The sequence below is a fragment of the Ectothiorhodospira magna genome, from assembly GCF_900110965.1.
Classification (GTDB): domain Bacteria; phylum Pseudomonadota; class Gammaproteobacteria; order Ectothiorhodospirales; family Ectothiorhodospiraceae; genus Ectothiorhodospira; species Ectothiorhodospira magna.
Map to the genome: position 1 here is coordinate 46,054 of NZ_FOFO01000010.1, position 24,153 is coordinate 70,206.

The window sequence follows — 24,153 nt, forward strand, 5'->3', positions numbered from 1 at the left end:
CATCGGAAATTGCGATAGTGCTCCAGTGCGAAAACGTCCCTCTCCCCCTCGTCGTCGCTCCCTCTGGCGGCATCTGTTGCGCTGGCTCCTGGCCCTGCTGGCGGTGCTGGTGCTGATCAGCGCCCTGATCGTAGGCAGTTTGCGCTGGATAGACCCGCCCACCACGTCCTTCATGTTGCAACATCAGTGGTCCTCCCGCCCCGCCATCGGCACCATTCCGGTCAACCATGAGTGGGTACCGCGACAAGGGATTTCTCCCCAGGCCGCCCTGGCTGTCATCGCCGCAGAGGATCAGCGTTTTCTGGAGCACCGGGGGTTTGACTTTCTGTCCATACGGGCGGCGATTGATGAGTACCGGGATGGGGGGCGCCTGCGCGGAGCCAGCACCCTGTCCCAGCAGGTGGCCAAAAATGTCTTTTTGTGGCCCGACCGCAGTCTGAGCCGCAAGATCATTGAAGCGTATCTGACCATCCTGATCGAAGCCCTGTGGCCCAAGGAGCGCATTTTGGAGGTGTATCTGAATGTGGCTCAGTTTGGCCCCAATGTGTACGGCGTCGGCGCTGCCAGCCGGATTTATTTCGACAAGCCGGCGGCGGAATTGACCGGCGCCGAAGCGGCCCTGCTGGCGGCGGTGCTACCAGGGCCGGTGCGATACCGGGTGGCCGCGCCCTCGGATTATGTCCGCGCCCGGCAGGCCTGGATAGAACGCCAGATGAATACCCTGGGCGGAACCGGTTTTTTGCAGGCGTTTTGGGACACGGACCCTGAACCGGTGACACCTTAACCCGCAGCCCGATGACCGCCACCACCCCCACCGTCCGTGGGGGGTGTCCAGACATTGCGAAAGGGCTGGTGGGCATGGGCCGGGATCTCCCGGGAGAAGCGCAGCTGCACCCCCTGGGCGGTTCGGACACCGCTGATGCGCCCCTGGGTGAGACGATACATCCGCGCCACCTCATCACAGCCTCGCAGGAAACCCGGCGGCGGCGTTCCCCGCAGGGTTCGCGCACCGCCTTTCTCCAGGGTGATGACAAAGGCGGTGCGGGCATGCCACAACAACAGGGCCAGGCCCAACAGCAGGATCGATACCATCAAAATCAGGGGCAGGACCATGGTCGTCTCCATCAAGGATGTGGGTCAGTACAGATCACTCAGGGCCAGTCCGAAGCCCAGGGTGTTCTGGCGCCAGTTGTAGTCGATCATGCTCTCCCCGTAGCCGCTGAAAACCTGGGTATAGGCCCGTAGCGGCCCCAGTATCGGGGGGCTCATCCAGGTGGCCTGGACGGCGCCCTTGCCGGTGGCGGGACGGCCCCTGAGCATCAGGGTGTAGCTGTGACCGCCCCGCTGCCAGAAGGCGGTGAGGTCGCCGTACCCCAGATAATCGGTGATATCCGGATTATCGTCCCGGGTATCGCTTTCCTGGACCCGGTGCCAGACCCGGGCATTGAGGACCAGGTCGCCCCGCTCCACCCCCACTTCGGCAAACAGCCGGTCCCAGCTGCGGGACAGGGGCTCGGCACGACCATTGGACTGGTGGTTGTAGCCCACGTTGAGCAGGCGCCAATGAAAGCCCCCCAGGGACAGCTCGGGCCGGTAGCTCAGGATCAGTTCCGGCATGTAGTTGGTTTCACGAAAGGGCCGCGATGCCCCGTCCTTGTCGTTATAGACCTGCCACTGACTCTGCTGGGTGTAGGCCCCCCAAAGACCCCAGCGGCGGTCGTCCGTGGTCCAGAGCCGGGTCTTGAAACTGAACTGGAATCTGGCTTCCACCGGGTCGAGCTTTGCCCTTTCCACGTCAGCCAGTGCCGCCAGGGGCGAGAAGGGCTGTTCGTTGGGACGGTCGCTGTAACGGGCCGGCAGCAGGTAGCTGGGACGGTGGGAGGCGATGACATAACGGCTGCTATCCGGGGCAAAGCCCCAGACGGCGTCGATGCGGGAGCTGGGCCGGCGGTTCGGGTCCGGGTCCCGTGCCTCGGCGGGACCAGGCAGGGCCAGGATTCTCGGCAAGGGAGTCGGAGACCTATCCTGATCATGGGGGCCAGATTGTGTCGCCAGATGGTCGTAGCAGGTCAGGCGGGCGGTATCATCGGTGATGCCGGCGCAGGACTGCAGGGCTTCGGTCAGCGGGGTCGCCAGTACCGAAGTGGGCAAAAACAGCAGGAAGGGAACAAGGGCGAAGAAACGTAGGGTATGTGCATGCATGGAATAAAGAAGGGGGTGGTGTGCCGGTTGTCGGCACTGTAGCAGAATCCCACCCCCCTCACTCCAACCCCTCTCCCGCGAGGGGAGAGGGGCTTGTGGGGCGTTTACTGCACCTTGGGCGCCAGTTCGCCGGACTTGTAGCGCTTGGCCATGGCTTCCAGGCCCACGGGCTTGATCCGGGAGGCCATGCCGGCACAGCCGAAGGCTTCGTAGCGGGCCTTGCAGATGTCCTTCATGGCGGCGGTGGAGACCTTGAGGAACTTGCGGGGATCGAATTCCTTGGGGTTTTCCGTCAGGAATCTGCGAATGGCACCGGTGGAGGCCATGCGCAGGTCGGTGTCGATGTTCACCTTGCGCACACCGTGCTTGATGCCTTCCTGGATCTCTTCCACCGGCACGCCGTAGGTCTCGCCCATGTCGCCGCCGTGCTCGTTGATGATCTTGAGCCAGTCCTGGGGCACGGAAGAAGAGCCATGCATCACCAGATGGGTGTTGGGGACGCGGGCATGGATCTCCTTGATGCGCTGGATGGCCAGGATGTCGCCGGTGGGCGGACGGGTGAACTTGTAGGCGCCGTGGCTGGTGCCGATGGCGATGGCCAGGGCATCCACGCCGGTCTTCTTGACGAAGTCGGCGGCCTCGTCCGGGTCGGTGAGCAGCTGGTCATGGGACAGCTGGCCTTCGGCGCCGGAACCGTCTTCCTCGCCGGCCATGCCGGTCTCCAGGGAACCCAGGCAGCCCAGTTCCCCTTCCACGGATACCCCCAGCCAATGGGCCATCTCGGTCACCTGGCGGGTCACTTCCACGTTGTACTCATAGGTGGAAGGGGTCTTCATGTCGGGCATCAGGGAGCCGTCCATCATCACCGAGGTGAAGCCGGACTGGATGGAGGACAGGCACACCGCCGGTTCACCGCCATGGTCCTGGTGCAGCACGATGGGAATATGGGGATATTGTTCCGCCGCGGCAATGATCAGGTGGCGCAGGAAGGGTTCGCCGGCATATTTGCGGGCACCGGCGGAAGCCTGGATGATCACCGGCGCATCCACCTCGTCGGCGGCCTGCATGACCGCATGCACCTGCTCCATGTTGTTGGCGTTGAAGGCGGGCATGCCGTAACCGTGCTCGGCGGCATGGTCCAGCAACTGTCTCAAAGAAATCAGGGCCATGAAGGACCTCCTGTGGGTTGTGATCGGCGAATCGCGATGGGGTTCGGTATCGTTGTCGTTATGGGTTCGAGAATCAAGGGCGCCTACGGAGCAAAGTCCTGCAATGCCCCCACCTGGACGATCTTCATGGCGTTGGTGCCACCCATGACGCCGGTGAGATCTCCCTTGGTGATGATCACCAGATCGCCATCCTCCACAATGCCCGCCTCCTGGAGCATGGCCACCACCTGACGGTTGTTGGCCGCATGGCTGACATTGTCGCTCTCGAACAGGACCGGATAGACCCCCCGGTACAGGGTCATGCGGCGACAGGTGCATTCGTGCCGGGTCATGGCAAAAATGGGGATGCCGGAACTGATGCGGGACATCCATTGGGCCGTGGAGCCGGATTCGGTCATGGCGGCGATGGCGCGCACATCCAGGTGGTTGGCGGTGTACATGGTGGCCATGGCAATGGCCTCGTCCACCCGTTCAAAGTAGCTGTCCATGCGGTGGGTGGACACCCGGGCGCTGCGCTGGCGCTCCGCCGCCTCGCAGATCCGCCCCATGGCCTCCACCGCCTTGTGGGGATAGTGGCCGGTGGCTGTCTCCCCGGAGAGCATGACCGCGTCGGTGCCGTCCAGTACCGCATTGGCCACGTCGAACACCTCGGCCCGGGTGGGGATCGGGCTCTGGATCATGGATTCCATCATCTGGGTGGCGGTGATCACCACCCGGTTGCGGGTACGGGCCTGCTGAATCAGGCGCTTTTGCACCCCTGGCAATTCCGCGTCTCCGATCTCCACCCCCAGGTCGCCCCGGGCAATCATGATCACATCGGTGGCGGTGAGGATCTCGTCGATGGCGTCCACCGCCTCGGCCCGTTCGATCTTGGCGCAGATGGCGCCCTGCCCGCCGGCCTCCCGCAACAGTTCCCGGGCGCGATTGACGTCGGCGGCGCTACGGGGAAAGGAGATGGCCAGAAAGTCCACGTCCAGTTCGGCGGCCAGGCGGATGTCCTCCCGGTCCTTGTCGGTGATGGCGGGAGCGGACAGGCCGCCCCCCTGACGGTTGATGCCCTTGTTGTTGGACAGGGTGCCGCCCACGGCCACGCGGGTATGGATCCGCGGCCCGTCCACCCGTTCCACCGTCAGCACCAGGCGACCATCGTCCAGCAGCAGGCTGTCGCCGGGGCTGACGTCCCCGGGCAGTGCCTTGTAGGTGATGCCCACCTGTTCCCGGGTGCCGGCATTAGGGTCCAGCGCTGCATCCAGAATAAAGTCATCGCCCTCCCGCAGGATCACGCTGCCCGAGGCAAACCGGGCGGTGCGGATCTTCGGGCCTTGCAAATCCCCCAGCACGGCGACGATGCGCGAGGCTTTCCGGGCGGTCTCCCGCAACAGGGCCACCCGCTTGCGGTGATCGTCCGGATCGCCGTGGGAAAAGTTGATGCGCACCACGTCCACGCCGGCCTTCACCAGCGCGCCCATGGCGGACGGGCTGTCCGTGGCCGGTCCCAGGGTTGCTACGATCTTGGTTCTACGCATGTCGGGCCTTGTCCTTGCTCGGTGGGTACCGAAGGTGGTGGGTGATGATCGCTCAGCCCTTGGCCCGGGCCTCCAGCATGGCGACGGCGGGCAGGGTCTTGCCTTCCAGGAACTCCAGGAAAGCGCCACCGCCGGTGGAGATATAGGAAATGCGATCCGCCAGCCCGTACTTGTCGATGGCGGCCAGGGTGTCGCCACCGCCGGCGATGGAGAAGGCGTCGCTGGCGGCGATGGCCTCGCCCATGGCCTGGGTGCCGGCGGCAAACTGGTCGAACTCGAACACGCCCACGGGGCCGTTCCAGACGATGGTGCCGGCCTTCTTCAGCAGTTCGGCATAGCTGGCGGCGGTGTCCGGCCCCACGTCGAAGATCATGTCGTCATCGGCCACGTCGCTGACCTTGCGTGTGGTGGCCGGAGTGGATTCGGAGAACGCCTTGCCCACGGTGACGTCGGTGGGAACGGGAATGTCGCCGCCCTTGGCCCGTGCCGCTTCCATCAGGCGCTTTGCCTCGGGGATCAGATCGTTTTCACACAGGGATTTGCCCACCCCGTGACCCTGAGCGGCAATGAAGGTGTTGGCGATGCCGCCACCGACGATGAGCTGATCCACCACCTTGGACAGGGATTCGAGCACGGTCAGCTTGGTGGACACCTTGGAACCGCCGACGATGGCCACCAGCGGGCGCTTTGGATTGTCCAGGGCCTTGCCCAGGGCTTCCAGTTCCGCCGCCAGCAGGGGGCCGGCACAGGCCACCGGGGCGAACTTGCCGGCACCGTGGGTGGAGGCCTGGGCCCGGTGGGCGGTGCCGAAGGCGTCCATCACGTAGATGTCGCAGAGGGCGGCGTATTGCTTCGACAGGGCTTCGTCATCCTTCTTTTCACCCGGGTTGAAACGGACGTTTTCCAGCAGCACCACCTCGCCCTCGGCCACCTCCACCCCGCTGAGGTAATCCCGTACCAGGCGCACTTCCTTGCCCAGCAGACCGGAAAGATGAGCGGCCACCGGTGCCAGGGAGTCGGCCTCGCTGAACACGCCTTCCTCCGGGCGGCCCAGGTGGGACATCAGCATGACCCGGGCGCCGGCCTTCATGGCGTGCTCGATGGTGGGCAGGCTGGCGCGGATGCGGGCATCCGAGGTGACCTTGCCGTCCTTCACGGGGACATTGAGATCCTCGCGGATCAGCACCCGCTTACCCTTCAGGTCCAGATCGGTCATCTTGATGACGGACATGCGCAACTCCTTGGATGGTTTCGGATATTCTTTCTGGGGTCTTGCAGGGAGCAAACGCCCCTCTCCCCAAGGGGAGAGGGGTCGGGGGGCAGACCGCTTACTGACCACCCACGTGCCGCGCCAGGCGCAGCATGTTGCAGGTGTAGCCGTACTCGTTGTCGTACCAGGCCACCACCTTGACGAAGGTCTCATCCAGCTGGATGCCGGCTTCGGCGTCGAAGATGGACGGCAGGTTCACGCCGCGGAAATCGGTGGCCACCACCTTCTCGTCGGTATACCCCAGCACGCCCTGCAGGTCACCGCTGGTGGCGGCGGACTTCATGGCCTGGCAGATGGTTTCATAGGAAGCACCCTTCTCCAGTTCCACGGTCAGATCCACCACGGAGACGTCGGAGGTGGGTACGCGGAAGGCCATGCCGGTGAGCTTGCCATTCAGGGCGGGCAACACCTTGCCCACGGCCTTGGCGGCACCGGTGGAGGACGGAATGATGTTCTCCAGGATGCCGCGGCCGCCGCGCCAGTCCTTCTGGGACGGACCGTCCACGGTCTTCTGGGTGGCGGTGGCGGCGTGGACGGTGCTCATCAGGCCGCGCTTGATGCCGAAGTTGTCGTTGAGCACCTTGGCCACCGGCGCCAGGGCGTTGGTGGTGCAGGAGGCCGCGGAGATGATGGCCTGACCGGCGTATTCCTTGTGATTCACGCCGTACACGAACATGGGAGTGGCGTCCTTGGAGGGGGCGCTCTGGATGACCTTTTTGGCACCGGCGTCGATGTGCTTCTGGCAGGTGTCCTCGGTGAGGAAGAAGCCGGTGGATTCGATCACCAGTTCGGCACCCACCTCGTTCCACTTGAGGTTGGCGGGGTCGCGCTCGGCGGTCAGGCGGATCTTCCTGCCGTTGACCACCATGTGGTTGCCTTCCACGGAGACTTCGCCGGCGAAGCGGCCATGGACGGAGTCATAGCGCAGCATGTAGGCCAGGTATTCCGGGTCCAGCAGATCGTTGATGGCCACCACTTCCAGTTCCGGGAATTCCTTGGCAATGGCCCGGAAAACCATGCGACCGATGCGGCCGAAACCGTTGATACCGACTTTGATTGTCATCGTTTGTTGTCTCCAGCTTTTGCTTTGAAAAATTCAATATCAGGCGAGGATTCAGCCCAGTACGGCTTCCACCGCACTGATCACATTGTCCGCCGTGAAGCCGAAATGTTTCATCAACTCGCCGCCGGGGGCGGATTCGCCGAAGCGGTCCATGCCCACCACGCGACCATCCAGACCCACATACTTGAGCCAGCCGACAGTCACGCCGGCCTCCACGGCCACGCGGGCGCGCACGGCGCCGGGCAGCACGGATTCGCGGTAGTCGGCATCCTGGGCATCGAACACTTCCTGGCAGGGCATGGACACCACCCGGACCCGCTTGCCCCTGGATTCCAGCGCCTTGGCCGCCTCCATGGCAATCCCCACCTCCGAGCCGGTGGCCAGGATAATGGCATCCGGCTGACCGCCGGCATCGTGCAGCACATAACCGCCCCGGGCGATGTCGGCCAACTGGGCCTGGGTACGGGTCTGGTGGGGCAGGTTCTGGCGGGACAGGCTCAGCAGACTGGGACCGTCGGTGCGCTCGATGCCCGCCTTCCAGGCCACGGCGGTCTCCACCCCATCGCAGGGACGCCAGACATTCATGTTGGGAATCAGCCGCAGGCTGGTGACCTGCTCCACCGGCTGGTGGGTGGGGCCGTCTTCGCCCAGACCGATGGAATCATGGGTCATCACGTAGATCACCCGTTGCTTCATCAGGGCAGACATGCGCAGGCCGTTACGGGCATAGTCGCTGAAGATCAGGAAAGTGCCGCCATAAGGGATGAAGCCGCCGTGCAGGGCGATCCCGTTCATGATGGCGGCCATGCCGAACTCCCGCACCCCGTAGAACAGGTAGTTGCCGTCGCCGTCCGCCTTGCTGATGCCCTTGGAGCCCTTCCACAGGGTGAGGTTGGAACCGGCCAGGTCGGCGGAGCCGCCCAGCAGTTCCGGCAGGGCCGGGGCATAGCCGCCGATGGCGTTCTGGGAGGCCTTGCGGCTGGCGATGGTCTCGGCCTTGGCCACGGTCTCCTCGATGAAGGTCTGGGCCTTTTGTGCCCAGTCGGCGGGCAGTTCGCCACTCATGCGGCGGGTGAATTCGGCGGCCAGTTCCGGGTGGGCCTTGGCATATTCGGCAAAGCGGGTCTGCCAGGCGTTTTCGGCCTGGGCGCCCTTGTCACGGGCATTCCAGCCGGCGCGGATCTCGTCCGGGATCACGAAGGGTTCATGGGGCCAGCCGAGGGTCTCCCGCACCAGCGCGATCTCGTCCTGGCCCAGGGGCGCGCCATGGCACTCTTCCTTGCCCTGCTTGTTGGGGGAGCCAAAACCGATGATGGTCTTGCAGCAGATCAGGGTGGGACGATCCTTCACGGCCCGGGCCTGCTCGATGGCCTGCTTCACCGCCTCGGCATCGTGACCATCCACCCCCGGCACCACATGCCAGCCGTAGGCTTCGAAACGCTTGGGGGTGTCGTCGGTGAACCAGCCTTCCACCTCGCCGTCGATGGAGATGCCGTTGTCGTCGTAGAAGGCCACCAGCTTGCCCAGCCCCAGGGTGCCAGCCAGGGAGCAGGCTTCGTGGGAGATGCCTTCCATCAGGCAGCCGTCGCCCAGGAAGACGTAAGTGTAATGATCCACCACCTCATGGCCGGGGCGGTTGAAATGGGCCGCCAGGGCCTTTTCGGCGATGGCCATGCCCACCGCGTTGGTGATGCCCTGGCCCAGGGGACCGGTGGTGGTCTCGACACCCGGGGTGTAGCCGTATTCCGGGTGGCCGGGGGTACGGGAATGGAACTGCCGGAACTGCTTGAGTTCTTCGATGGGCAGGTCGTAGCCACTCAGATGCAGGAGGGAATACACCAACATGGAACCATGACCATTGGACATCACGAAACGATCACGGTCCGCCCACTGGGGATTGGCCGGATTGTGCTTGAGATAATCATTCCAGAGCACTTCGGCGATGTCGGCCATGCCCATGGGCGCACCGGGATGACCGGAATTGGCCTTCTGGACCGCGTCCATGGAAAGCGCACGAATCGCGTTGGCTAGCTCTTTGCGGGAAGGCATGCAGATCTCCTGACAAGGGTGGAAATAAGGGTCTTTATGGTCTGCCGCGCTGACACCTTTTGGCGATGTTCTGGTTATTCGGACGACTGGAAAAGACGCGGCATACCTCAAATTGGTCGCTGAAAAAGTCTTCAGGAACAGTGTTTTAAACGAATTCTCGGCATGTCATGGGGCTATTAATACCACATGGAATATGCATTGACCACAGCGTTATCGGCCTGCATTTTCCCTGACAGGGGGGCTTGTCGCAAGCCCGAAGGAACCTGGAGGGCTTGTGCTGCACTGCTCCATAAATGATTAAGATAGAACGATAAATCAATTCCAGACAGCCCATGCCGGTAGCCATGATATGTGGAGAAAGACACATCCGGGCTATGGTTATACCAGCCGCAAAGCCTGACGAAACAGGCCTTTTAGCGGAGGCTCCAGAAATGCTCTGGCTTCTCTGGGGGCGATCTTCCTGTCGCGGCAGAAACAGGCCAGGGCAAAGGCAATTTCCGGGCGTCCCAAAGACGCGGACCGGTCGATGGCCGGGCTGGCACATTGGCCACATCCCCCTACCCGGCTGATAAACGCGGTATTGGCCAGAAAGACCCCAAATCCCATCCATACCGCCACCAGTTCCGCCACATGGGCTTCATTGCCTGCCTGGGCGGGTGCCGGTTCACGACGTGTGTACATCCACCAGCCCGCCAGATCCCGGGCCAACTGGGCCACCAGAGCCTGACGGTTGGTCCACAGCAGCGGGTCGTACTCAAGCACCAGCGGCTCTGCTGCTGTGGGGGCTGCTGGAAACCGTGCACCGTAACCGGCTGGCACCAGTTGCATCGGTATCGAATCAAGCCCCCCATGGCGGGCAATGGCCATCAAGGTGGCCATAGCGGCTTCGTGGGGGGACTGGACCTGGGCCGGAAAATGTTCACGGATGGGCAGGACCAGATGGGCCTGATCCAGGGGGCGCACATCGTCCTGCTGGGCCACAGCCCAGGTATGGACATCCCGGATCCAGGCGCGGGTGGTCTCGTCAACGACGGGGGTGGAACGAAACAGTTGCAGGATGGCATTCAATCGGTGTCTCCCGTGTTGTGTTCTCCCGACTGCACGGCGGCGGCCAGTCGCTGCACCAGATCCCGCCAGGCCACCTGCCGGGTGAAGCCCACCACCTGAATCCGGGGCACTCCAGACCCCTGGAGGATAAAATATCCGCCCGAGGGCGCCGGCGCCACCCCGCTCATCTGGCACACATCCCCCCGCAGGCTGCAGGACAGGCCCAACTGATGATAGGCAAAGGATTCAAAGACACGCAGGAAGCCGGTGCCCAGCGCCCCGCCCACGCCGCCCCCCAGGCTCACCAGATTATCCACCGCCCGCTGGCTGATGCGGCGCCGGAACCGGCCTTCCAGGGGCGTGTAGAGGGCGGCATCGAAGCGGACCGGCTGCCAGTTCACCAGCACCATGTCGTGGACATGGCCCTGCAGTCGTCCCTCGATCTTGCCAAAGGCAAAGGTGCCGGTGATGGCGGCCAGATCCAGGTGGCTGATGTCCATGTCGCCGGAGAGCACCGGCGCCACCCCGAACGGGTCTTGCAGGCGCAGGTTGCGGACCATGATCAGACCGTCAAAGGCATGAATCAGCAACCGTCCGCCCACGCTCAGTTCGCCCCCTTCATAGCGCACCTGGGGAATGACCCCGGCCAGGGTGCCGGTAAACAGGGGGCGATCCAGGGCGGCGGCCAGCAGTTCCATGGCAATGGGGGTGATTCGGCCATCGAATGCCAGTACCGGGTCATCGCTGGCCAGACCGCCCACCTGAAGGGTCTCCACGGCCAGGGCGCCGTCCAGGATGGGGATTTGGGTCGGCGCCAGCAGGTGCAGGCCGTCCCGTTCCAGTTGCAGGGACAGACGGCTGTCCCCCAGGGGGATGCGATAGACATGGCCGCCGGCAAATCCCAGGTGGCTGGCGGGCGGGGTATGTGCCCCGTTCCACTGCAGTCGGCCTTCCAGATCGTACAGTCCCAGACGGCCTCGCCGGTCATCCAGATGGACATCCGCGAGGGTCAGGGTCGCTTGGGATGGCCTGCCCTCCCTGACCTGTAATTGGGCCGATAAGTCCCCCAAAATATCCAGGTCTTCCAGCACCGTGCCGTGGAGAAAGGGCCGCAGGAAGGTGTCGTACAGGGTCGGCAGGTGGCCCTGATCCAGGTGCAGATCCGCCTCCCGCAGGGGCGGGGTCTGCCGGGTATCCACGGCCAGTGTGCCGGCGACCCGCAGGGCTTCCCCCCAGGTCAGGGCCATCTGATCCACCTGGAGGGTGCCCCGTTGCGGCGAGCCGGTGAAGGTCAGCCCTAGCTGAGCCGGGGCTTGTGGTGAGGATTCGGCATAGACCGGATGGAGGTAGCTGCCCCCTTCGGACCAGGTCAGATCCAGCCGACCCCGCCAGTGGCCGGCCCGCTGACGGGCCTCCAATGCCAGGTCCGTGGCCAATTCTTCCCCGGCCAGGGTGCCGCCGGCGGCGCTGAAGGCGCCATCGCGCCAGGTCAGTTGGGTGACAAGGTGGGCCAGGCCCTCATCGCCGCCGGTGGCCTGCAGATGGCCGGACACAGTCCCCTGCAGCAACAGGTCCCGCAGGGGAGAATCCGGCGCGGGGGTGGTCAAGGCCCTGAGCAGGGGCGGGAGCCCTTGCAGCGGCATGGCCTGCAGGGTGGCGGTGGCCTGCCACTGTCCCGGTCCCAGCAGCAGGCGTATCCCCACCCCATCCCATGCTTCCAGGGACAGGGCCAGATCCAGGTCCAGGCGACCATCCAGGCGCAGGGTCATGCGGCCCGTGCCGCTGCCGCGTCCCAATGCCGGATGCTGCCATGTCACCTCCAGCCGGGGACAGTCCAGGGTGAGGTTGTCCAGCCTGCCGCCCTGGCATTGCAGCCGGACCTGCCGCACCGTGCCCAGGGGTTCGGGCAATTGGAATCGTGCCACCTGCAGGTCCAGGGTATCCCGTTGCCCCAGGCTCAGGTCCAGGGTGACGCCTTCCAGGGACCAGCCGTCGCCCTGAAGGTCCCCGATGCCCAGGCGCAGACCGTCCAGGGCCAGAGCCGGGCCGGACAGTCCCGCGGTCAGCAGGATCAGGGTTGCGAGGCGGAGACGTGGCAAGGGGCTTGAGGGCTGAGTGGGTCCAGGTAGCGTATCACCAGACCCAGATGGTAATTACCGGCGGGCAGGGGGATGCGGACCCGGTAGCCCGCCCCCGGCGCCTCCGGCATGGTGTCCCCCGTCAGGCTGTACAGGGCCTCCAGAATCAGTTCCCGGCTGCCCGCCGGGGTCATCACCTCCAGCCGATCCCCTACCGCGAACTTGTTCTTTACCTCGATCTCCGCCATTCCGGTGTCGGGATCAAAACCCAGGATCTCTCCCACGAACAGCTGGCGGGCGGATTCCGAATGTCCCCGTGCATAATTCTGTGCGGTGCGGTCCTTGTTGCGGGTGAGGAAGCCGTCGGTATAGCCCCGGTTGGCCAGCCCCTCCAGGTGATCCAGCAGTCGCGGATCGAAGTCCCGGCCCGCCGCCGCATCGTCGATGGCACGGCGATACACCTGGGTGGCGCGGGCGGCGTAGTAGTGGGATTTGGTCCGGCCCTCGATCTTCAGCGCGTCCACCCCGATCTGCGTCAGTCGCCCCACATGCTCCACCGCCCGCAGGTCCATGGCATTGAGAATGTAGGTGCCGTGCTCATCCTCCTCCACCGGCATGAGCTGTCCGGGCCGTTCCCCTTCTTCCAGCAGGAATGCCTCGTTCGCCCGTGGATGACGCCCCCCGGCGGCGGCCTCCATCGGCAGCAGGTCGCCGGTGTCATCGGTCCGGGTGGGGTGCAGACGGTAGCGCCAGCGGCAGGAATTGGTGCAGGCTCCCTGGTTGGCATCCCGGTGATTGAAGTAGCCCGACAGCAGGCAGCGCCCGGAATAGGCGATGCACATGGCCCCATGCACCATCACTTCCAGTTCCATGTCCGGGCAGTCCTGACGGATCCGGCTGATCTCCTCCAGGGACAGTTCCCGGGACAGGATCACCCGGGACAGGCCCAGCCCCTGCCAGAAGCGTACCGAGGCCTGATTCACCGTATTGGCCTGCACCGACAGGTGCACCGGGATCTGGGGCCAGGTTTCACGGACCATCAGGATCAGGCCCGGATCCGACATGATCAGGGCATCCGGCGCCAGTTCCACCACCGGGGCCATGTCCTCCAGGAAGGTCTGCACCTTGGCGGGATGGGCGGCAATATTGGTGGCCAGGAAGAATCGGCGGCCCGCGGCGTGGGTGGCCTCGATCCCGGCCCGCAGTCGTTCCAGGGTGGAAAAGTCGTTGTTGCGCACCCGCAGGGAGTAGCGGGGCAGGCCGGCATACACCGCGTCGGCGCCGTAGGCCAGGGCGTAGTGCAGGTTTTTTAAGGTGCCGGCGGGGGTGAGGAGTTCGGGGGTTTTCATGGAGAGAATGATACTGCAGTTGCGATGGTTGCGTGGGACAGTAACCCCTTTATCGACAGGGGGATTCAGTGTTCCCGAGTTCCTTGGTGTAGAATCCGGGGATTACACTCTGAACCCCGAGGAAGGCTTGATGTCCCAGGTGTCCCGCTTGCAGGTTGAAACGGCGCTCAAGGCGATCCAGGATCCCTACATGGACAAGGATCTGATGTCCGCCAAGGCCGTCAAGGATATTCAGGTGGATGGCGGCACGGTCAATATCCAGCTGACCCTGGGCTATGCCGCCGCCGGCTGGCACGAAGCACTGCGCCGGGCCGTGACCGAGGCGGTGGAGGGCATTGAGGGTGTTGCCACGGTGGCGGTGCAGGTGGAGACCCGCATCGTCTCCCACGCGGTACAGAAGAATCTCAAACCCCTGCAGGGGATCAAGAACATCATCGCCGTGGCCTCCGGCAAGGGCGGGGTGGGCAAGTCCACCACCGCCGTCAATCTGGCCCTGGCCCTGGCGGGGGAGGGAGCCAGTGTGGGCATCCTGGATGCCGACATCTACGGCCCCAGCCAGCCCCGCATGCTGGGCATCTCCGGCAAGCCGGAGACCCGGGACGGCAAGACCATGGAGCCGATGGAAAACCACGGCATCCAGGCCATGTCCATCGGGTTTCTCATCGATGAGGACACCCCCATGATCTGGCGTGGCCCCATGGTCACCCAGGCCCTGGAACAGCTGTTGCGGGACACCAACTGGAAGGCGCTGGATTATCTGGTCATCGACCTGCCGCCGGGCACCGGCGACACCCAGCTTACCCTGGCCCAGAAGATTCCGGTGAGCGGTGCCGTCATCGTCACCACGCCCCAGGACATCGCCCTGCTGGATGCCCGCAAGGGTCTGAAGATGTTCGAGAAGGTGGACGTGCCGGTGCTGGGGGTGGTGGAGAACATGAGCATCCACATCTGCTCCAACTGCGGTCACGAGGAATACATCTTCGGCCAGGGCGGTGGCGAGCGCATGGCCGGGGACTACGGCGTGGCGTTCCTCGGCGCCCTGCCGCTGGATATCCAGATCCGTGAACAGGCCGACGGTGGTCGCCCCACCGTGATCGCCCAGCCCGATAGCCGCATTGCCGAGATCTACCGGGAGATCGCCCGCCGCACCGCCGCCCGTCTGGCCGCCCAGGCCCGGGACTACAGCGCCAAGTTCCCCAACATCGTCATTCAATAAAAGGCAGGCCGTTTCATGTCGATCAAATCGGACAAGTGGATCCGCCGCATGGCGGCCCAGGGCATGATCGAACCCTTCGAGCCGGGGCAGGTGCGGTACGCCGGAGAGGAACGCATCATCTCCTACGGCACCTCCAGCTACGGCTATGACGTGCGCTGCGCCGACGAATTCAAGGTGTTCACCAACATCAACTCCACCATCGTGGACCCTAAGTCCTTCGACGAACGCAGTTTCGTGGACGTCAAATCGGATGTCTGCATCATCCCCCCCAACTCCTTCGCCCTGGCGCGGACGGTGGAGTATTTCCGGATTCCCCGCAATGTACTGACCATCTGTCTGGGCAAGAGCACCTATGCCCGCTGCTTCCGGGGAGACACCCGAGTGGCTCTGGTCGACGGCTCGGCGCCGACGCTTGAAGACATGGCCCAGCGGTCGGAGGACGGTGAGTTGTTCTGGGGGTACAGCATGGGTGAGCACGGTCGTCTGATTGTGACCTTGCTGGAGTCCCCCCGTTTCATCGGACGTGATGCCCTGATGGCGGTGACCCTGGACAATGACGAGGTCATTCATTGCACACCGGATCATGAGTTCCTGCGTCGGGACGGTCGACTCGTTCAAGCCCATGAACTGCGGGACGGTGACTCCCTGATGCCGCTCTATCGGCAACTGGCGCGGGGTTACGAGGTGGTGTACCAGCCCCTGAACGGACATCTCTATCCCACTCACCGGCTGGCCGATGAGTGGAATCTGCGCAACGGGATCTATCCCGACATGCCGGGCAGCCATCGTCATCACAAGGATTTTGATCGCCGCAACAATATGCCCTGGAATATCGATCGCATGGCGGCTTCCGACCATATCCGCCTTCATAACGGCAAGACTTACGGGGAAGATTTCGACCCGGATGAACATGGCGAGTCCATTCGCCAGGCGCTGGCGCGCCTGCGTCAGGACCCTGACTGGCTGACGCGATTCAAGGAAGCGCAGCAGCAGCGTGCCAGAGCGTTTTGGGAGGATGAACGTTATGCCTCGGCACGTCAGGCGCTGTTGCGCAAGCATGCCGATAACTGGACGCCGGCCCGCCGTGAGCAGCAGCGCAATGCGATGATCGATTATTTCTCCGATCCGGCCGCCCGGGTCAGGGCGGGCGAGATATCCCGTCGTGCCTGGTCACGGGATGAAGGTGTACGCAGGGCTCGTCAGGCTGAGGTTGCTCGTGGGATTCGTCTTCGCCAGGACATCACGGTCGAGAACGTCCGCGAGGCACTGGACCGAACCGGCTCCATCCGCGGTGCGGCTCGACTGTTGAATTGCGATCGCTCGGTATTTCGCCGTTTCCCGCAGGAACTTGCCGCCTTCCGTGGACAGGGCCGCACAGGTACCCACAACCACAAGGTGGCCTCGGTCCGGGAACTGCCCGGCGACCACGATGTGTACTGTCTCTCCGTGCCCGAGGCCGGTAATTTCGCCCTGGATGCCGGCGTATTCGTTCGAAATTGCGGCATCATTGTGAATGTGACCCCTCTGGAACCGGAGTGGGAGGGGCATGTGACCCTGGAGTTTTCCAATACCACCCCCCTGCCGGCGCGGATCTATGCCAATGAAGGGGTGGCGCAGATGCTGTTCCTGGAGTCCGATGAGGTCTGCGAGACGTCCTACAAGGATCGGGGCGGCAAGTATCAGGGGCAACGGGGCGTGACCTTGCCCAAGACCTGAACCATTCCCCTATTAAGAGTGGGGTTGACCCGGCGCCAGTCTTGTTCAAGACTGATTCCAGAACATGACAGCAACCGCCAATTCATGTTTAATGGCGGTTTTCCCGGCGAGCCCACGCCGCGGTTTCGGGCGTCGGGTCGCGGCCCCGACCCCGGGCCGCAAGCCAAGAGGTAGCTTGAAGATGCAGCAACAGATGGCCGGCCACCACGCAGACCCCGTGGTGGGCTACAGCCTACATAACCGCCGTTACCTGAACGTCACCAACCGTTGTACCCTGCGCTGCGCCTTCTGCCCCAAGTTCAACAAGACCTGGGAGGTGCAGGGATACCCCCTGCGGCTGTATCAGGAGCCCACGGTGGAACAGATGCTCGACGCGGTGGGCGATCCGAAGGCTTACGAAGCCGTGGTGTTCTGCGGCCTGGGCGAACCCACCCTGCGCCTGGACGCCGTCCTGACCGTGGCCCGGCAACTCAAGGCCCGGGGCGCCCCCGCCATCCGCATCAATACCGATGGCCTGGCCAGTCTGGTCCATGGCCGGGATGTGACCCCGGAGATGGCCGGCTGTATCGATGCCCTGTCCGTCTCCCTCAATGCCCAGGATGCCTTCACCTACGAGCGGCACTGCCGGCCCAAACTGCCCGGTGCCTATCCGGCCCTGCTGGACTTCGTCCGTAACGCCCGTGTCCATGTGCCCGAGGTCACCGTCACCGCCGTCGACGGGCTGCCGGGGGTGGACATCTCCGCCTGCGAAGCCCTGGCCCGGGAACTGGGAGTGGGGTTTCGTCGCCGGGTTCTGGATCAGGTGGGCTGAGCATGTCCACCCTCACCGACCGGGTCAACACCCTGGGCAGCCACCTGCGCGCCCAGTACGGCCAGCGGGTACACAAGCTCACCGTGAGCGCCGGATTCATCTGCCCCAACATGGACGGCACCAAGGGCCGCGGCGGTTGCAGCTTCTGCAACAACGCCAGTTTTGCCCCCCAGGGGCAGGACGGCGGCGCCGTGCGCCGGCAGTTGGACGAGGGCAGGGCCGTGGTGGCCCGGCGCACCGGCGCCCGCCTGCATCTGGCCTATTTTCAGGCTTATACCAACACCTACGCCGAGATTACCCGTCTCAAGGCCCTCTATGATGCCGCCCTGGAACAGCCGGGAGTGGTGGGACTGTCCATCGGTACCCGCCCCGACTGTGTGCCCGACGAAGTGCTGGACCTGCTGGTGTCCTACCAGGAACAGGGCCATACCCTGTGGCTGGAACTGGGCCTGCAGTCCGCCTTCGACGAGACCCTGGCCCGGGTCAACCGGGGCCACGGCTTTGCCGAATACCAGGACGCCGTCCGGCGTGCCCGCGGTCGGGGTCTGGCCGTGTGCACTCACCTGATCATCGGTCTGCCCGGCGAGACCCCCTGGCATCAGCGGGAAACCCTGGCCAGGGTCTTGAATGAAGGCACCGATGGCCTCAAGCTTCACCCCCTGCATGTGGTCCGGGGCACCCGCCTGTCCCGCCAGTGGCGCGCCGGCGAATACCGGCCCTGGACCCTGAACGAATATGTGAACACAGCGGTGGACATGATCGAGATGACCCCGCCCGAGGTGGTGTTCCATCGCCTGACCGCCACGGCGCGCAAGCCCCTGCTGCTGGCACCGGACTGGTGCGGCAGCAAGTGGACGGTGATCAACGCCATCGAACAGGAGCTGACACGGCGGGGGACCCGGCAGGGTGCGCGTCCCCTGCATTCAGACAGTCACCTTCCAGGAACCCAGGAGAGTTGTTGATGAACCCAGATCGTATGGAGCTGGTCTGTCCGGCGGGCGGCTTTCCGGCGCTCCGGGCAGCCGTGGACAACGGCGCCGATGCCGTTTATCTGAGCCTGCGCGGCGAGACCAATGCCCGTAACTTCCCGGGCCTGAACTTTGACCGCAAGGCCCTGCAGAAGGGCATTGCCTACGCCCGGGGCAAGGGCGTGAAGGTCTACATGGCCCTTAATACCTATCCCCAGCCGGACATCTGGACCGCCGCCACCCAGGCGGTGGATGTGGCCGCCGAGGAGGGCGTGAACGCCGTCATCCTCGCCGACATGGGGCTGTTGCGCTATGCCGCCGATACCCACAAGGATCTTACCCTGCATCTGTCGGTCCAGGGGTCCGCCACCACCGCCGATGCCCTGAACTTCTACCACGAGCGCTACGGCGTGGTACGGGCCGTGCTGCCCCGGGTGCTGTCCATGCCCCAGGTGGCGCAGGTGATCGAGCGGGCCAGGCTGGACATCGAGGTGTTTGGCTTCGGCAGCCTGTGCGTGATGGTGGAGGGCCGTTGCATGCTGTCTTCCTATGCCACCGGCGATTCCCCCAACACCAAGGGGGCCTGCTCCCCCGCCCACGCCGTGCGCTGGATCGAGACCGGTCGCGGTCGCGAGGCGCGGCTGAACGGCGTGCTCATCGATACCTTCAAGCCCGGCGAAAGCGCCGGCTACCCGGTCATCTGCAAGGGCCGCTATCAGGTGGGCAGTTGCGATGACACCATCTACGCCATCGAGGAACCCACCAGCCTGAGCACCCTGGACATCCTGGCCGATCTGCTCAAGATCGGCGTCAAGGCCATCAAGCTGGAAGGCCGTCAGCGCAGTCCCGCCTATGTGGGCCAGGCCACGCGCGTCATGCGCCAGGCCCTGGATGCCTGCCACGCCAACCCCGATGCCTACACCCCGCGGCCGGAATGGGCCTCCCAGCTCGCCGGCATGTCCGAAGGACGCACCCAGACCCTGGGTGCCTTGCACAGAGCCTGGCAATGAAACTTTCCCTGGGACCCATTCAGTATTACTGGCCCCGCGAGCGGGTCATGGCATTCTACGCCGCCGTCGAACAGTGGCCGGTGGACATCGTCTACCTGGGCGAGACGGTCTGCTCCAAGCGCCGCGAGCTACGGGCCACCGACTGGCTGGAGGTGGCCGATCGCCTGGCCGCCGCCGGCAAGACCGTGGTCATGTCCACCCTGGCCCTGATGGAAGCGGAATCCGAGCGCCTGGCCCTGGAGCGCCTGGTGCAGAACGGTCGCTTCATGATCGAGGCCAACGATGCCACGTCCCTGGGCCTGTCCCTGGGCAAGCCCTTCGTCGCCGGCCCCAACATCAACACCTACAACGCCGGCACCCTGCGGGAATTGCGGGACATCGGCGCGGTGCGCTGGGTGATGCCGGTGGAGCTGTCCCGACATATCCTGGAAGCCATGCACAAGGCCCGGCCCGACGGACTGGAAACCGAAGTGCTGGTGTTCGGTCGTCTACCCCTGGCCTTCTCCGCCCGCTGCTTCACCGCCCGCGCCCGCAACCTGCCCAAGGATGACTGCCAGCTGGCCTGCCTGGACTATCCGGCGGGGCTGCCCCTGGCCACCCAGGACGGCAGCGGCTTCCTCACCATCAACGGCATCCAGCTCCAGTCCGCCGATCCCAACAACCTGATCGAGGCCATGCCTGACCTGCGGGCCATGGGGATCGAGGTGGTGCGCATTTCGCCGGAACCGGAAGGCACCGAGGCGGTGGTCAAGGCGTTTCGTGGCTGCATCGACGGCAGCCTGACCCCGACTCAGGCCCTGGACGCCATGAAGCCCCTGTTCCCCCGCTTCTGCGACGGCTACTGGGACGGTGGTGCCGGCATGAACTGGCGGGAGAGCGTATCGGCATGACGGTCCGGCCCTGCCGGGTCTGGACCGACGGCATCGCGCCGGGGGCCGAGCAGATGGCTCGGGACCTTCGCCATCTGGCGGGTTCCGTGGCCGCCGACGAGGCCCGGCTGCGATTCCATCGCTATGCGCCCACCGCCAGTCTGGGTCGTCACGAAGCTGTCTGTCACGGGGTCCGCGGCACCTACTGCGACGAGGCGGGCATTCCCGTGGTGCGCCGGCTCACCGGCGGGGGCGCCCTCTATCTGGCACCGGGTCAATGCTGTCTGAGTCTGACCTTGCCCCGTCACTGGCTGGGGGAGGGGGATACCCTCACGGCCCTGATGGCCCGGCTCAACCGTGCCCTGGTCCGGGCCCTGGTGGGTCTGGGCATTCCCGCCCATACCGCCTTTCCCAACGACCTGGAAGTGTCCGGGCGCAAGCTGGGGGCGGGATTTCTGGCCATCGAGGCCGGCGCCGTGCTCTATCAGGCGGTGATCCTGGAAACCCTGGATACGGAAGTCCTGCTCAAGGTGTTGCGGGCGCCGCGGGAAAAGCTCAGCGCCCAGGGCATTCTCAGCGCGCGCCACCGTTTCATCACCCTGGAGGATCTGTCGTTCACGGACCTGGACCGGGCGACCCTGACGGCGGCCATCACCGATGCCCTGCTCGGAGAACTGGCCCTGGAGGGCATCATGGCCGCGCCCGACCCGCGGCAGGGCGCCTCATGGCCGGACATGCCCATGAATCCTGCCCTGGACGAGGACTGGCAGGTCAGTGCCGATCATAGCTGGCAGGCTTTTTTGCCCACCCCCGGTGGCATCCTGCAACTGCGCCTGTGGCCCGATGACAGCGGTCGGGCGATCCGGGCGGCCCACTTCTCCGGCGCGGTGCATGTGGCGCCGCCGGATCTGTTCCTCTCCCTGGCCGAGATCCTGACCGGTGCCCCGATGGAGGCGGCGGAAGTGCGCATGATGCGCCGTCTGCGGGCCGAGGATGTTCAGCTTCCCGGATTTGGCCCCGATGAACTGTGTCGACTGCTGCGCCTGACCCTGGGACGCCGGGCCGAGCAGGGGCTGGGTCTGGATGTCCGGCAGGCCAACCGGCTCATGGTCCATCGACCCGAGGGGGTGGAGGGGGTGAAGGATATCCTTGGCCGGGCCTCGGTCATGCTGGTGCCCTACTGTGCCAAGCCCGCCTGGTGCGACTGGCGTCACGAGGATGCCTGCCCTGAATGCGGCGGTTGCGACGTGGGGGACGCCTATCGTCTGGCCCGGGAGCGGGGCATGAAGGTGGTGACCATCACCCGCTATGAGCACCTGTGTCGGGTGCTCAAGCAGATGCAGGCGGATGGCGAACCCGCCTATGTGGGCATGTGCTGTCGGGATTTCTATCAGAAGCGTATCCATGCCTTTCGCGCCGCCGGCATTCCGGCGGTGCTCATGGACATCAGCGGCGCCAACTGCTACGACCTGAACCAGGAAGAGGCCGCCTACGCCGGCGAGTTCACCGCCGAGGCCGAACTGGACATGGGGCTGGTGGAGAAGGTGATGGTGTGGGTGCCGAAGAAACCGGCGGATTGATCACCTCAGTCCTTCTCGTCCGCGCCTTCCGCGGGCAGGAACAGGCCCACCAGATCATTCAGGAACTGTCGCCCCGTCGCGGTCGCCACCAGCCGTGACGGGTCATCTTCCAGCAGTCCCCGGGCCACCGCTGCCGACCTTGCCGGTTCCAAAGCCTCCAGTCCCAGCCCGGTATGGCGGGTGAACAGGGTTGACGGTACGCCCTCCACCAGCCGCAGGGCATTGAGCATGAACTCCAATGCGGTTTCCTCCGGGCCAAGCACCCGCTCCCCGTTCAGCCCACGCCCGGCCCGGGCCCCTTCCATGAAGGCCGCCGGCTGGCGGTGACGCCAGCGGCGCAGGATGCGCCCCTCCGCCGGTAACGTGAGCTTGCCGTGGGCACCGGCGCCGATGCCCAGATAATCCCCGAACTGCCAGTAGTTGAGATTATGTCGGCATTGTCGTCCCTCCCTGGCATAGGCCGAGACCTCGTAGTGCACAAACCCCCGGGATGCCAGGCGGGCCTGCCCCTCGGTCATCATCGCCCACTGGGTGTCCTCGTCGGGCAGGGTGGGAGGGGCGGCGGCAAAGGCCGTGTTGGGCTCCAGGGTCAGTTCATACCAGCTCAGGTGCTCAGGCCCCAGATCCAGGGCCGTGTCCAGGTCAGTCATGGCCTGGGCCACCGTCTGGCCGGGCAGGCCGAACATCAGGTCCAGGTTCAGGTTCTCGAATCCCGCCGCCCGGGCCGCGGCCACCGCCTCCCGGGCCTCCCGCCCCGTATGGATGCGGCCCAGTGCCCCGAGCAGGGCATCGTCAAAGGTCTGGATCCCCATGGACAGGCGGTTCACCCCCGCCGCCCGGTAGCCCTCGAAACGGGCCTGTTCCACGGTGCCGGGGTTGGCCTCCAGGGTGATTTCCCCATAGGGGCGGCAGATGAGACGGGCGCGGATGGCCGACAGCAGATGTTCGATGGCCTCGGGGCTGAGCAGGCTAGGGGTGCCGCCGCCGATGAAGACACTGTCGATGCATCGCCCCCAGACCATGGGCAGTTCCGTCTCCAGGTCCGCGATCAGGGCTGCCACATAGGCTGCCTCGGGAATCTCGTCGGCGGCATGGGAGTTGAAGTCGCAGTAGGGGCACTTGCGCACACACCAGGGGATATGCACGTACAGGGTCAGGGGCGGTGGCGGTTGGGAAGAGGGCATGGGATTTCAGTTTGCGGTGGCAAGGTTCGGTCTCAAGTGTGCCGCACCCGGTATCTTTTGTAATCCTCCCTAAAGTCTCATCCCGGCCCGCCGATAACCCCATCAGGCTCATAATATCCGGCAGGTGGCCCATGATCCCGCCCCTCTCCAGCCCCATCCTTCCACCCACCGCCAGACCCGCCAATCCGGTGCCATCAGCGCCGCCGGACGGGGAGGCCGCCGCTGTCCTGGCCGACAAGGAAACCCGGCTCAATGAACATCAGGACTATCGCGTCATCCGGCAGGTTCTGCTGCGGGAGAAGCCAAAAGTCGACACCGAACCCCCATCACCCCGATCATCTGCTGCACCGGATGCCGCCCCTGTTGACCCGCCGACACCGGAAGCGGCAGCTGGCCGGGGCATGGATATCCAATGGCAGCAATGGGGTGTCTCCCGTCTGGAGGTGACGATCCGTGGCGCCGAGATCGGGGAGGCCGCCCGTATCCGCTTCGAGTCCGTGCGCATGGAGCGTCTGCAGGTCACCCTGGGCGCAGAGCCACAGCAGGCCGATCCCCTGGTGCTGGATTTAGGGGGGGAGGGCATCAGCACCAGCGGTGTGGAACAGGGCGTGGTGTTTGACATTACCGGCGATGGCCGCAAGGAACAGGTCAGTTTTGTCACCGGCAACAGCTGGTTCCTGGCCCTGGACCGCAACGGCAACGGCATCATTGACGATGGCCGGGAACTGTTCGGGGATCAGCACGGCGCCGCCCATGGTTTCGAGGAACTGGCCAAGTTCGATGACAATGGCGACGGTGTGATCAATGCCCAGGACAGCGTGTTCCAGCGCCTGCGTCTGTTCCAGATGGATACAGACGGCAGCCAGCGGCTCAAGACCCTGGAAGAGGCCGGGGTGGCCGCCATTCATCTGGGTTATACCCAGACCGCCCGCGCCCTGAATGCCTATGATGTGGTGGCCCAGCAGGGGCAGTTCCAGCGGACCGACGGCAGCAAGGGGGAGGCTTCCGACGTGCTCCTGGGCTATCGGAACCTGAGTGCCTGAACA

The 24,153-nt window shown here is 64.8% G+C and carries 19 protein-coding genes and 3 pseudogenes; 11 read left to right on the forward strand and 11 right to left on the reverse strand.

Annotation, left to right across the window (positions count from 1 at the left end; translation table 11 throughout):
* Window positions 1-25 precede the first annotated feature (25 nt).
* On the forward strand, window positions 26-784 hold the full coding sequence (gene mtgA / locus BMX62_RS05495; RefSeq protein WP_090205552.1) for a monofunctional biosynthetic peptidoglycan transglycosylase: 759 nt from the start codon (window positions 26-28) through the stop codon (window positions 782-784).
* Here the strand turns inward: mtgA and BMX62_RS05500 are convergent.
* The 10 genes from BMX62_RS05500 to trhP form a co-directional block, all read right to left on the reverse strand.
* Window positions 781-1,113 (reverse strand): DUF3634 family protein, encoded by a 333-nt coding sequence (locus tag BMX62_RS05500; RefSeq protein ID WP_090205557.1) that lies wholly within the window; start codon window positions 1,111-1,113, stop codon window positions 781-783. The two genes, mtgA and BMX62_RS05500, sit on opposite strands and share 4 nt — an antisense overlap.
* Before the next feature lie 24 nt (window positions 1,114-1,137).
* Window positions 1,138-2,202: a phospholipase A gene (locus BMX62_RS05505; protein ID WP_090205560.1), complete on the reverse strand. Its 1,065-nt coding sequence runs from the start codon at window positions 2,200-2,202 to the stop codon at window positions 1,138-1,140.
* Between the two features lie 104 nt (window positions 2,203-2,306).
* Window positions 2,307-3,371: a class II fructose-bisphosphate aldolase gene (gene fba, locus BMX62_RS05510; RefSeq protein ID WP_090205565.1), complete on the reverse strand. Its 1,065-nt coding sequence runs from the start codon at window positions 3,369-3,371 to the stop codon at window positions 2,307-2,309.
* Window positions 3,372-3,454: 83 nt separating this feature from the next.
* Window positions 3,455-4,897: a pyruvate kinase gene (gene pyk, locus BMX62_RS05515; protein ID WP_090205568.1), complete on the reverse strand. Its 1,443-nt coding sequence runs from the start codon at window positions 4,895-4,897 to the stop codon at window positions 3,455-3,457.
* A 52-nt stretch (window positions 4,898-4,949) separates the two neighbouring features.
* Window positions 4,950-6,128, reverse strand: a complete 1,179-nt coding sequence (locus tag BMX62_RS05520; protein ID WP_090205571.1) for a phosphoglycerate kinase — start codon at window positions 6,126-6,128, stop codon at window positions 4,950-4,952.
* 97 nt (window positions 6,129-6,225) lie between these two features.
* Window positions 6,226-7,230 carry a type I glyceraldehyde-3-phosphate dehydrogenase gene (gene gap, locus BMX62_RS05525; protein ID WP_090205574.1) on the reverse strand — a complete coding sequence of 335 codons (1,005 nt, stop codon included), beginning with the start codon at window positions 7,228-7,230 and terminating at the stop codon, window positions 6,226-6,228.
* 51 nt (window positions 7,231-7,281) lie between these two features.
* Window positions 7,282-9,279: a transketolase gene (gene tkt / locus BMX62_RS05530; RefSeq protein ID WP_090205577.1), complete on the reverse strand. Its 1,998-nt coding sequence runs from the start codon at window positions 9,277-9,279 to the stop codon at window positions 7,282-7,284.
* Window positions 9,280-9,657: 378 nt separating this feature from the next.
* On the reverse strand, window positions 9,658-10,347 hold the full coding sequence (locus tag BMX62_RS05535; RefSeq protein ID WP_238375873.1) for a hypothetical protein: 690 nt from the start codon (window positions 10,345-10,347) through the stop codon (window positions 9,658-9,660).
* The gene (locus tag BMX62_RS05540; RefSeq protein ID WP_090205580.1) at window positions 10,344-12,425 is read right to left on the reverse strand and encodes a hypothetical protein; all 2,082 of its coding nucleotides are present in this window, start codon (window positions 12,423-12,425) and stop codon (window positions 10,344-10,346) included. Before BMX62_RS05540 ends, BMX62_RS05535 begins: the two co-directional genes overlap by 4 nt.
* On the reverse strand, window positions 12,398-13,753 hold the full coding sequence (gene trhP, locus BMX62_RS05545; protein ID WP_090205585.1) for a prephenate-dependent tRNA uridine(34) hydroxylase TrhP: 1,356 nt from the start codon (window positions 13,751-13,753) through the stop codon (window positions 12,398-12,400). The genes BMX62_RS05540 and trhP overlap by 28 nt, the downstream gene beginning before the upstream one ends.
* Before the next feature lie 130 nt (window positions 13,754-13,883).
* On the opposite strand from trhP, the gene apbC reads away from it, so the two are divergent.
* The 9 genes and pseudogenes from apbC to BMX62_RS05580 all read left to right on the forward strand — a co-directional run bounded on the left by apbC (window position 13,884) and on the right by BMX62_RS05580 (window position 21,923).
* Window positions 13,884-14,969, forward strand: coding sequence for an iron-sulfur cluster carrier protein ApbC (gene apbC, locus BMX62_RS05550; protein WP_090205589.1), 1,086 nt, complete (start codon window positions 13,884-13,886; stop codon window positions 14,967-14,969).
* Window positions 14,970-14,984: 15 nt separating this feature from the next.
* Window positions 14,985-15,332 (forward strand): annotated as a pseudogene (locus tag BMX62_RS13080) (dCTP deaminase); the annotation flags it as partial.
* 102 nt (window positions 15,333-15,434) lie between these two features.
* Window positions 15,435-16,406, forward strand: a pseudogene (locus BMX62_RS13085) (dCTP deaminase domain-containing protein); the annotation flags it as partial.
* A gap of 60 nt (window positions 16,407-16,466) precedes the next feature.
* Window positions 16,467-16,685, forward strand: a pseudogene (locus BMX62_RS13090) (dCTP deaminase); the annotation flags it as partial.
* A gap of 181 nt (window positions 16,686-16,866) precedes the next feature.
* Entirely contained in the window at window positions 16,867-17,496 is a 630-nt protein-coding gene (locus BMX62_RS05560) for a TatD family nuclease-associated radical SAM protein (protein ID WP_090205597.1), read from the forward strand.
* 2 nt (window positions 17,497-17,498) lie between these two features.
* On the forward strand, window positions 17,499-18,458 hold the full coding sequence (gene mnmL / locus BMX62_RS05565; RefSeq protein ID WP_090205601.1) for a tRNA modification radical SAM protein MnmL/YtqA: 960 nt from the start codon (window positions 17,499-17,501) through the stop codon (window positions 18,456-18,458).
* 14 nt (window positions 18,459-18,472) lie between these two features.
* Window positions 18,473-19,474, forward strand: a complete 1,002-nt coding sequence (gene ubiU, locus BMX62_RS05570; RefSeq protein WP_162273505.1) for a ubiquinone anaerobic biosynthesis protein UbiU — start codon at window positions 18,473-18,475, stop codon at window positions 19,472-19,474.
* Window positions 19,471-20,364 (forward strand): ubiquinone anaerobic biosynthesis protein UbiV, encoded by an 894-nt coding sequence (gene ubiV / locus BMX62_RS05575; protein ID WP_090205607.1) that lies wholly within the window; start codon window positions 19,471-19,473, stop codon window positions 20,362-20,364. The genes ubiU and ubiV overlap by 4 nt, the downstream gene beginning before the upstream one ends.
* Complete coding sequence (locus BMX62_RS05580) at window positions 20,361-21,923, forward strand: lipoyl protein ligase domain-containing protein (RefSeq protein WP_090205610.1); 1,563 nt, start codon at window positions 20,361-20,363, stop codon at window positions 21,921-21,923. The genes ubiV and BMX62_RS05580 overlap by 4 nt, the downstream gene beginning before the upstream one ends.
* Before the next feature lie 5 nt (window positions 21,924-21,928).
* Here BMX62_RS05580 and hemW read toward each other — a convergent pair whose 3' ends face one another.
* On the reverse strand, window positions 21,929-23,107 hold the full coding sequence (hemW, locus tag BMX62_RS05585; RefSeq protein ID WP_090205613.1) for a radical SAM family heme chaperone HemW: 1,179 nt from the start codon (window positions 23,105-23,107) through the stop codon (window positions 21,929-21,931).
* 131 nt (window positions 23,108-23,238) lie between these two features.
* On the opposite strand from hemW, the gene BMX62_RS05590 reads away from it, so the two are divergent.
* Window positions 23,239-24,150 carry a penta-EF hand family protein gene (locus tag BMX62_RS05590; RefSeq protein WP_090205616.1) on the forward strand — a complete coding sequence of 304 codons (912 nt, stop codon included), beginning with the start codon at window positions 23,239-23,241 and terminating at the stop codon, window positions 24,148-24,150.
* Window positions 24,151-24,153 lie beyond the last annotated feature (3 nt).